Source organism: Psychrobacter sp. FME6, assembly GCF_014861365.1.
In the GTDB taxonomy this organism is placed as follows: Bacteria; Pseudomonadota; Gammaproteobacteria; order Pseudomonadales; family Moraxellaceae; genus Psychrobacter.
In genome coordinates, this window is the sequence record NZ_RRYW01000105.1 from 1 (window position 1) to 8,906 (window position 8,906).

Consider the following 8,906-nt stretch of genomic DNA (forward strand, 5'->3'; position numbering starts at 1 on the left):
AAAACTCACCGACCAGTTCCATGCAAATAATCTCAGGATCACTCAGCTTTGGCGCATAACCTGCCCCTCGCAAGGGTTTAGTGACGACTATTTTGTAATATTGCTCTACCATTAAATAGATATTGATGATAAATTCGTCTATGGGCATCTCATGACTCCGTTGTATTCTTGGTCGAAAACAATAGATTAGTGAGATGCTCTTCTTTTTTCAATCACTTTTGATGTTGAGAGTGGGGTAACATTAATGTTTTATATAGAATTTCAGAAAACACGTAAATTTTAAAAGCAGCGCTATATTTATGGGGGTAAAAACCAGATATAACAACGGCATACCATTAATAGAGCATTCACCTTTTATAGTATTCATTAGCGTTACACTTGGTGTGTTAATCTAAGAAAAAACTGAAGAGATATCGATGCTAGCAAATGCTAATAACCCGCAACCAAAGAACAAGCCAAATTTCTTAAGCCGTATAATAAGTGTACTAATAAGGGCTGCGGTACTACTGCTGCTATTGTTCATATTTGATAAGCTATTACCTAGCATCAGCCAACAAACACAGTCGTTTGTGATGGCTAAGTGGCAGCAGCTTAGTCTATTGCAGCAAGAGCTACCAACAGAAGATAGCTTGCCCAGTCCGCTACCGAAGCAGCATCTGACTGATACTTGGGGCGGAGCGCGTAGCCAAGGTCGCACGCATGAAGGTATTGATATTTTTGCGCCGCGAGGCACACCGATACAAGCAACCACCCAAGGTATCGTTAGTAAAGTTGGTGAGAATACGTTAGGTGGACGCGTGGTGATGATCGTTGGACCAGGCGGTGCAGGACATTATTATGCACATCTAGAAGATTATGCCGATATTGCTCCCAATGATTGGGTCAATGCGGGCGATATCGTTGGTTACGTCGGCGACAGCGGCAATGCTAAAGGCACACCAACCCACGTCCATTACGGAATTTATATTAATGGCAGCGCGGTTAACCCCTATCCTTTATTACGAAAACCTGAAAGCTAGCTTTTGGGCTTCTAAAAGCTTAAACCTCTAATAAAAAGTTTAATGGCCCATCGTTAACACTCATTACTTGCATATCAGCACCGAACTGACCGGTAGCCACATTGGGATGCTGGGTATGTGCATAAGCAATTAACTGCTCAAACAATACTTGTGCAGCATCGGGTGCCATCGCACCGCCAAAATCAGGACGACGACCTTTATCGGTTTTTGCCATCAAGGTAAATTGCGATACCAATAATAACCCGCCTGCCACTTGCTGCACATTTTTATCCAATTTACCGACCTTAGCAGGATCCTCCTGATTTTCAAAAATACGATAGGTAAGGATTTTATCGATCATGCGCTGGGCACTTTGTAGCGTATCGTCGGGCCCTAGTCCAATATAGGCCAATACGCCCTGCTCAATAGCGCCGACACAATGCTTGTCAACAGTGACACTAGCGTGATGCACGCGTTGTATAAGTGCTCTCATTTACCGACTCCTTACAGATTATGGTCATACAATAATATGCGGTCCATGATAAAATACCGCCAATCATTAACCTATTTTTGCTCTCACTTTTTCCATCTTTGTCGCTGTTTTATTCATTTTTTTATATTCACATTCTCATCTTGGTAGCCTTGTTATGAATTTATTTACCACCCTTCAACAGTTTGTTCCGCAGCAGCAATTAAGTAAAGTCGCTGGGCGTTTGGCTGCCAGCCGTCATCCTTACGTCAAACGTACTTTTATTCGCAGTTTTGCTAAGGCTTACAACGTCAGCTTGGATGAATACGAGCGCCAAAGCTTCAACGCTTACGAAAGCTTCAACGACTTTTTTACCCGCGAACTAAAAGACGATGCTCGTACCATTGATAACAGCGCCAACGGTATTGTCAGCCCTGCAGATGGTATTATCTCGCAACTAGGGCAAATCCACGACCACAAACTGCTCCAAGCCAAAGGGCGTCATTACGACATCGGACAGTTACTTGCGGATAGCGAAGATGGGCATTATTTTGCGGATGGAAGCTTTGCCACAGTTTATCTTGCGCCCAGTAATTATCACCGTGTCCATATGCCATTCGCAGGCACGTTGACCAAAACTCGCTATGTGCCTGGCACGCTATTTTCGGTAAATAATACCACAGCGGCTAACGTGCCTGATTTGTTTGCCCGTAATGAGCGCTTGGTCTGTTTGTTTGATACAGAGTATGGCAAAGCGGCAGTGGTGATGGTTGGCGCGATGATTGTTGCTGGTATCGAAACGGTGGCGACCGGTAAGATTATCCGTACTGACGATATCCAAGAAGCAGAACATAGTATGAGCTTTGAAAAAGGCGATGAACTTGGACGTTTTTATTTAGGCTCGACCGCTATTGTCGTGCTGCCAAAAGCGGCGAAAGCCGACTGGCAAGACAGCATGCAAGCCAATAGTATGGTAAAAATGGGACAGCTATTGGGTGCGACTAATAATAAATAAGCCCGCTGTTTAAAGTCGAAAATATACGCCCAGTTAAGTATTAATCATTATGCTTAACTGGGCTTTTTAAACTAATATCGAAAATGCTTGTGGATAGGATAAGCAAACAAGATGTTTTCTTCCTGTGTACCACGCCCGATGTTATGAATAATCAGCGGTGTGCCATCATCAGCGGCTTTATTGGAGACGATACCCATGTGCGGCAAATTACCTTCTGGTAGTCGCCACGTCACCACATCGCCTGCTTGAAAGCTGTCCTTATCAGTAATCGATAATGTTTGCCCATGACGTGTAAAAAATACTTCAAGATTGGGCACACGGCGGTGATCAATATTTTTATCGGTTGATTTCAGGCCCCAATTTTTTGGGTAATCGGACCAATTTGATTTCATGTCGTGATTGACCAGTTGCTGCAAATCAATATTTTGCAGGCGATAAGCACGTACGACGACATCGGTACAGACGCCAGTATCTATTGGTACATCGCCACGGGGGAAGTCCAGCTTACGATAAGTAGGATCATAGCTGGTGGTCACGCCAATTTGCTTTTTGGCATCGTGCACCAATTTGCTACCATCACTGACAGGATCAGCAGCTTGTGCTAATTGTGCCACGCCTAATACACTGATAAAGGCGAGCGATTGACATAGTGTTTTATAAGCGACAGATATTCTCATATTTTGATCCCAAATTTTTTGACCTCACTATAGATGCTTTAGCACATGAAAATAATGGGTGATTTGTAAACAGCTAAAAGCTATAAAGTGATTTTTATTTATTTAGGCATCAATCAACCAGCCTTGCTGGGTTGCATAGTCAATCTGTTTTGATAGCCAAACATGGATGGTAGGAAAGCTGTCTTTAATAAACTCCAGCACACGGATCACTTGCGAGCGTGTCACATCATGTTCAGACCATGTTTTCCCGCCCGTATTTAGATTTAACAAAAATGGTAAAATTCGATCAACTACTCTCAGCAGTTCAGCCTCTTTACTGCTGCCCGTTTCTTGCGCTTCCCAAACCTCACTTAAGTTATTGATACCATTGCCGCGCTCGGCTTGCAGTCGAGCGATGCCCTCGCGTTCTTCAGCATGAGCGTCATCTCGACTATTGGCAAACAAAAACGTATCCCCCGCATCAACTTCACCTAAGTCATGTATCAGTGCCATCTTCAATAGTTGCTCATAATTAACATCCAGCTCAAACTGTTCAGCGATTGACCAGCAGGCCATTGCCAAATGCCACGAATGCTCAGCGGAGTTCTCCAACCGAGTAGTGCCCGTCACATAACTGCGGCGATTGACTCGTTTGAGGGCGTCGAGCTCTAATAAAAAATGGGTCACATCATCTATATCAATAGTTGATGTAGGATTTGGGTTGATTAATGACGCGTGACTGGTTAAAGACATATTGTTCTCTGATTTGGTCTGCAAGTTTATAGCGCTTTATCTTATCTTTACGCGCAAGTGATCATGATATATTTTATCAGTGTACGAGCAGCCGATGGCAGAATTTAACACAGACGCTTTTTTTAATTATTATCACAGCTAAAAAAATAGCGCCTATTTTATTAAGCACTATCTCTTTTAAGCTTATTGAAAAACGACTACTTAATTAAATTACTAATGGTTTTAAAAGCAGGATCTTTGCTGCTACGACATAGCTCAAACAGGATAGTTTCAACCGTGGTAATAACTCCGCCTGCGCGGCGAATACGGCGAATGGCTTGTTTTTTATCATAAGGAAAGCGCGAACCGACGGCATCGCCAATAATGACGGGCTGCATACCATTATCAAGCAAATCAAGCGCCGTTTGTAGTACGCAAACATGCGCCTCCACACCAAACAATAAAACAATGCTTCTATTTTGCTGAGCAAGATGGTTCCATGAATCGTCATTATCACAAGCACTAAACGTGACTTTCTCGAAGCCTTTGGCGTTCTCATCTTCTAATATTTCACGTATCTCAGGCAAGGTATCGCCCAGACCTTTTTTATATTGCTCATTGAGCATGATAGGCACACCAAGTGCTTGCAGACCTTTGATAAGCGTCACTGTTTTTTTTAAAATATTCTCATGGTCATAGATATGCGGCGTTAGGCGCTCTTGGATATCGATAACCATTGCTTGGGTATTTTCTCGGGCGATTCGATAGGTACGATCAGTAATCATAGTAGACATGGCACACTCCTTGTACGGCTGACTTTATTGTTAAAGGCTACTTTAGTTTTATCATAGATATTGTCGTTATTAGCCTTACACTCATTTAGTCACAGTTTACTGAGCCCGTCAATGGAGATAGTCTTTAATAATGATTAATAACGTCTGTTTTTAATTAATCAAAGCAAAAGCCCCTAATCATCATGACTAGGGGCTTTTATTAATACTGTAAGACTAAAGATTTACTAAGACGCTACACACGCTCAATCACGGTAGCAATACCTTGGCCAAGACCAATACACATGGTCGCTAGACCGATTTCAGTATCTGATTGCTCCATGGCATTTAGCAAAGTAACGGTGATACGCGCACCAGAACAGCCTAGTGGATGACCCAAAGCAATCGCGCCACCGTTGATGTTGACGATGTCTTGCTTATCGGTCAAGTTCATGGCTTTAAGTACTGATAAGCTTTGCGCGGCAAAGGCTTCGTTTAGCTCGATGGTTTGCATATCATCGATGCTCATGCCAGCACGCTTAAGTGCTTTTTGCGTCGCAGGAACAGGACCATAACCCATGATAGCGGCGTCACAACCAGCAACAGCCATGCTGCGAATACGAGCACGAGGCTTAAGACCTAAGTCCTTGGCTTTTTGCGCGCTCATAACCAGCATCGCTGATGCACCATCAGACAGTGCAGATGAGGTTGCAGCCGTTACCGTACCGCCTACTGGATCAAAGGCTGGGCGTAGCTTTTGCATTTGCTCCATCGTCGCATCTGGACGAATCACTTCATCGACAGTACATAGTTGCAAGCGACCTGCGGCATCATGACCTTCGATACCGATGATTTCATTGTCAAAACGACCTTCAGTGGTGGCAGCCCATGCACGGCGATGTGACTCAAGACCAAAGGCGTCTTGCTCTTCGCGGCTGATGTTATTCATACGACCCAGCATTTCAGCAGTCAAGCCCATCATGTTTGAGGCTTTTGCATAATGCTTTGATGCTTCTGGGTTAAGATCAACACCATGCATCATGCCAACGTGACCCATGTGCTCAACACCACCGATGATGAACACTTCACCTTGATTGGTCATGATTTGGGCAGCGGCAGTATGTAGCGCCTGCATAGATGAGCCGCATAAACGGTTAACGGTTTGACCACCAGCGGTCTTAGGGATATCAGCAAGTAAACCGATGTTTCGACCGATGTTCAAGCCTTGCTCTAAGGTTTGGTTGACACAGCCCCAGATGATGTCTTCTACGTCACGTGGGTCAAAGTCGTTGCGCTCAACCAATGCACGTACCAATTCAGCAGACATGCTATCAGCGCGAACATGACGGAACATACCGTTTTTAGATTTTCCCATCGCTGAGCGTACGCCATCCACGATGACCACGTCTTTTGGACTTAAAGTTGTCATACTATCTTCCTTTTCAATTTTTATTGTCAGTGTAGTCAGTGCATTTCAATGCTATTACCTCGTCAATCTTGCTTAAAGTACAATACGTACATCTACGCTCGATTTCCTTGTATTAGCCCTAAATGAAACTGACTATAATCGTACGTCTGCTATTAAAGATTTGTTATTGAAGAACAGTGCCATTAAATATAAATACTTTAATTGCTATCACTCTCAACAGCAAACGTACTGCACTTCATCCTAGTAATGACTGCCCATTACGCTGTTGCGTAAAAGGTCTCGCCTGCTGCTGCCATATCGCGAATCTTCTGCGGGGCTTCATAGGCTTTGCCAAGGTGCGCGTATTTTTCACATAATGCCAAGTAGTTATCTAGACCCATTTGGTCGATATAACGGCAAGGACCACCGCGGAATGGTGGGAAACCAACGCCCATAATCATCGCCATATCCGCCTCAGATGGCGTGCTGACGATGTTGTCTTCTAGGCAACGTACCGTTTCATTACAGAAAGCCAGCATGGTACGATCGATGATTGCTTGATCATCAAATTCTTGCTTGTCGCTATCTGTAGTGGCTTTCAATAGCTCATAAGTGGCTTCATCAGCAACTTTCTTAGGCTTACCGCGCTTGTCTGTTTCGTACTTATAGAACCCAACGCCGTTTTTCTGACCTAGGCGCTCGTTCTCATATAAATGCTCAATCGCACCTTTATAGTCAGGCTTCATACGGTCAGGGAAACCTTCAGCCATGACTTCTGCACCATGAACGCCCGTATCTAGACCAACGACGTCGATGAGATAAGCAGGACCCATTGGCCAGCCGAATTTCTCCATGACTTTATCGACATGGACGAAATCAGCGCCTTCTTTTAATAACAAGTCAAAAGCACCAAAGTATGGGAACAACACACGGTTTACTAAGAAACCTGGGCAGTCGTTAACGACAACGGGCACTTTACCCATTTTAGAGGCTAGTGCAACCGTGGTCGCAATCGCTTCGTCTGATGATTTTTCACCGCGGATAACTTCTACTAATGGCATACGGTGTACTGGGTTAAAGAAGTGCATACCGACGAAGTTTTCTGGACGCTCAAGTGCTTCTGCTAAATAAGTAATAGAAATCGTTGAGGTGTTTGACGCTAGGATACAATCGTCTTTGACCAAGCCTTCTACTTCTTTTAGTACCGAACGCTTGACGTTTGGATTTTCTACTACGGCTTCGATGACGATATCTGTTTCAGAAAAGTCACCATAGTTAAGCGTTGGACGGATACGGCTTAAAGTCTCACCCATTTTTGCTGGGGTCATTTTTTTACGTTCGACCATTTTGCTTAATAGCTTGCTGGCTTCGCCCATACCAAGTTCTAATTGCTCAGACTTGATGTCTTTCATAATGATTGGCAAGCCTTTGCTGGCTGCTTGATAAGCAATGCCGCCACCCATGATACCAGCGCCCAATACCGCCGCTTCATTGATTTCATGTGCTTTTTTGCTGTGTTGCTTGGCTAGCTTTTTAACCAACTGATCGCTTAAGAATAAACCAACCAAGCTTTCTGCTTGTGGGGTTTTCGCAGCTTTAGCGAAACCAGCCGCTTCTACCTCGATTGCTTTGTCACGTGGCAGGTTAACGTGTTTTTCGATAGCAGCGATAGCAAGTGCTGGCGCAGGATATTGCTTCGGATTGGCTTTGGCAAAGATCATACCTTTTGCACTGTTAAATGCCATCGCTTGCTCAAGCTGATTTAATTTAACTGGATTCAGCTTCTCTTCACGCTTCGCTTGCCAATCAAGCTCACCTGAGATACATTTTTTGACCAAATCAATGGCAGCATCTTGCAAATCATCAGCAGCAACGGTCGCATCGACCAAGCCTAATTTCAATGCATCGAGCGGTTTTTTTGGCTTACCCGTCGCTATAAGTTCAAGGGCATTGTCAATACCGATAACACGGGTACTACGCACTGTACCGCCAAAACCTGGGAAGATACCCAGTTGAGTTTCTGGTAGACCGATGATGGCTTTGTCGCTCATGACACGGTATTCACAAACCAAAGTCATCTCACAACCACCGCCAAGCGCCGCGCCATTGATGGCCGCTACTTTCGGGAAAGGCAGATCTTCAAAACGGTTAAAAGCGTCATTGATACCGACGACCCAGTCTTTAATCTCACTTTCTGGCTTCTTAAAAGAAGCTACAAATTCTGTAATGTCCGCACCAGCGATAAACACGCCTTTACTTGAAGTGACAATTAAGCCCTTAACGTCATCAGCTTTTTCTAAGGCACTAACCGCTTCGCCAAATTGCTTATTGGTCTCAGCATCAAACTTATTCACGCTCTCATTTTCGGCGTTGTATTGCATGTTGGCGATGCCATCCTCTAGCATTGTCACCGTAATGCGATTTCCTTGGTATACCATTTGAAACTCCTTGCTATATAACGAAAGCTACGTTTTAGAATCTTAGATTAACACACCAAGTGCAACGCTAAATTATATTATAGAACACCTGATTGGGCGTTTTAAACCCTAAGCGTTTTCTTGGTCTGTTGTTTAGTTTATTCTCAATGTCCTGTATCTCATTATCAGAGACTTGTCTAAAGTCACAACCCTTAGGCAAGAACTCTCTGATTAAGCCGTTAGTATTCTCGTTGGTTCCTCGCTGCCATGACGCATAAGCATCGGCAAAGAAGAAGGAAGTAAAGAGCTTTCGTTTCACCTTCTTATGCTGAGCAAACTCTTTACCATTGTCAGAGGTAATGGTCTTAACCTGTAACCTCACTGGCTTTAGGATACCTATCATTGCCTCTGATACTTGCTGTGCCGTTTTATGACCCACAC

Annotated in this window: 9 protein-coding genes and 1 pseudogene; 2 read left to right on the forward strand and 8 right to left on the reverse strand. The window is 44.0% G+C overall.

The window, feature by feature from the left end:
- Positions 1-148: pseudogene (locus tag EI162_RS12180) on the reverse strand (IS982 family transposase); the annotation flags it as partial.
- A 268-nt stretch (positions 149-416) separates the two neighbouring features.
- Here EI162_RS12180 and EI162_RS12185 point away from each other — a divergent pair.
- Positions 417-1,019, forward strand: coding sequence for a M23 family metallopeptidase (locus EI162_RS12185; protein WP_192524610.1), 603 nt, complete (start codon positions 417-419; stop codon positions 1,017-1,019).
- Positions 1,020-1,038: 19 nt separating this feature from the next.
- Here EI162_RS12185 and dtd read toward each other — a convergent pair whose 3' ends face one another.
- A complete protein-coding gene (gene dtd / locus EI162_RS12190; protein ID WP_192524611.1) occupies positions 1,039-1,491 on the reverse strand; it encodes a D-aminoacyl-tRNA deacylase in 453 nt (150 codons plus the stop codon).
- A gap of 154 nt (positions 1,492-1,645) precedes the next feature.
- Between dtd and asd the strand changes: the two genes are divergently transcribed.
- On the forward strand, positions 1,646-2,482 hold the full coding sequence (gene asd, locus EI162_RS12195) for an archaetidylserine decarboxylase (RefSeq protein WP_192524612.1): 837 nt from the start codon (positions 1,646-1,648) through the stop codon (positions 2,480-2,482).
- Positions 2,483-2,553: 71 nt separating this feature from the next.
- On the opposite strand, the gene EI162_RS12200 is transcribed toward asd, so the two are convergent.
- The 6 genes from EI162_RS12200 to EI162_RS12225 all read right to left on the reverse strand — a co-directional run.
- Positions 2,554-3,159 (reverse strand): DUF1287 domain-containing protein, encoded by a 606-nt coding sequence (locus EI162_RS12200; protein ID WP_192524613.1) that lies wholly within the window; start codon positions 3,157-3,159, stop codon positions 2,554-2,556.
- Between the two features lie 102 nt (positions 3,160-3,261).
- On the reverse strand, positions 3,262-3,891 hold the full coding sequence (locus EI162_RS12205) for an HD domain-containing protein (RefSeq protein ID WP_192524614.1): 630 nt from the start codon (positions 3,889-3,891) through the stop codon (positions 3,262-3,264).
- 197 nt (positions 3,892-4,088) lie between these two features.
- On the reverse strand, positions 4,089-4,664 hold the full coding sequence (locus EI162_RS12210) for an isochorismatase family protein (RefSeq protein ID WP_192524615.1): 576 nt from the start codon (positions 4,662-4,664) through the stop codon (positions 4,089-4,091).
- 232 nt (positions 4,665-4,896) lie between these two features.
- Entirely contained in the window at positions 4,897-6,069 is a 1,173-nt protein-coding gene (gene fadA, locus EI162_RS12215; RefSeq protein WP_192524616.1) for an acetyl-CoA C-acyltransferase FadA, read from the reverse strand.
- Positions 6,070-6,326: 257 nt separating this feature from the next.
- A complete protein-coding gene (fadB, locus tag EI162_RS12220; protein WP_192524617.1) occupies positions 6,327-8,486 on the reverse strand; it encodes a fatty acid oxidation complex subunit alpha FadB in 2,160 nt (719 codons plus the stop codon).
- A gap of 67 nt (positions 8,487-8,553) precedes the next feature.
- The coding region (locus EI162_RS12225) for an IS30 family transposase (protein ID WP_192524380.1) at positions 8,554-8,906 on the reverse strand (353 nt) is incomplete at its 5' end.

What these genes read in the sequence shown, in the direction of transcription:
- EI162_RS12200 (WP_192524613.1), bottom strand. Translation starts at nt 3,159, where the DNA reads ATGAGAATATCTGTCGCTTATAAAACACTATGTCAATCGCTCGCCTTT.
- dtd (WP_192524611.1), bottom strand. Translation starts at nt 1,491, where the DNA reads ATGAGAGCACTTATACAACGCGTGCATCACGCTAGTGTCACTGTTGAC.
- asd (WP_192524612.1), top strand. Translation starts at nt 1,646, where the DNA reads ATGAATTTATTTACCACCCTTCAACAGTTTGTTCCGCAGCAGCAATTA.
- EI162_RS12185 (WP_192524610.1), top strand. Translation starts at nt 417, where the DNA reads ATGCTAGCAAATGCTAATAACCCGCAACCAAAGAACAAGCCAAATTTC.
- EI162_RS12210 (WP_192524615.1), bottom strand. Translation starts at nt 4,664, where the DNA reads ATGTCTACTATGATTACTGATCGTACCTATCGAATCGCCCGAGAAAAT.
- fadB (WP_192524617.1), bottom strand. Translation starts at nt 8,486, where the DNA reads ATGGTATACCAAGGAAATCGCATTACGGTGACAATGCTAGAGGATGGC.
- fadA (WP_192524616.1), bottom strand. Translation starts at nt 6,069, where the DNA reads ATGACAACTTTAAGTCCAAAAGACGTGGTCATCGTGGATGGCGTACGC.
- EI162_RS12205 (WP_192524614.1), bottom strand. Translation starts at nt 3,891, where the DNA reads ATGTCTTTAACCAGTCACGCGTCATTAATCAACCCAAATCCTACATCA.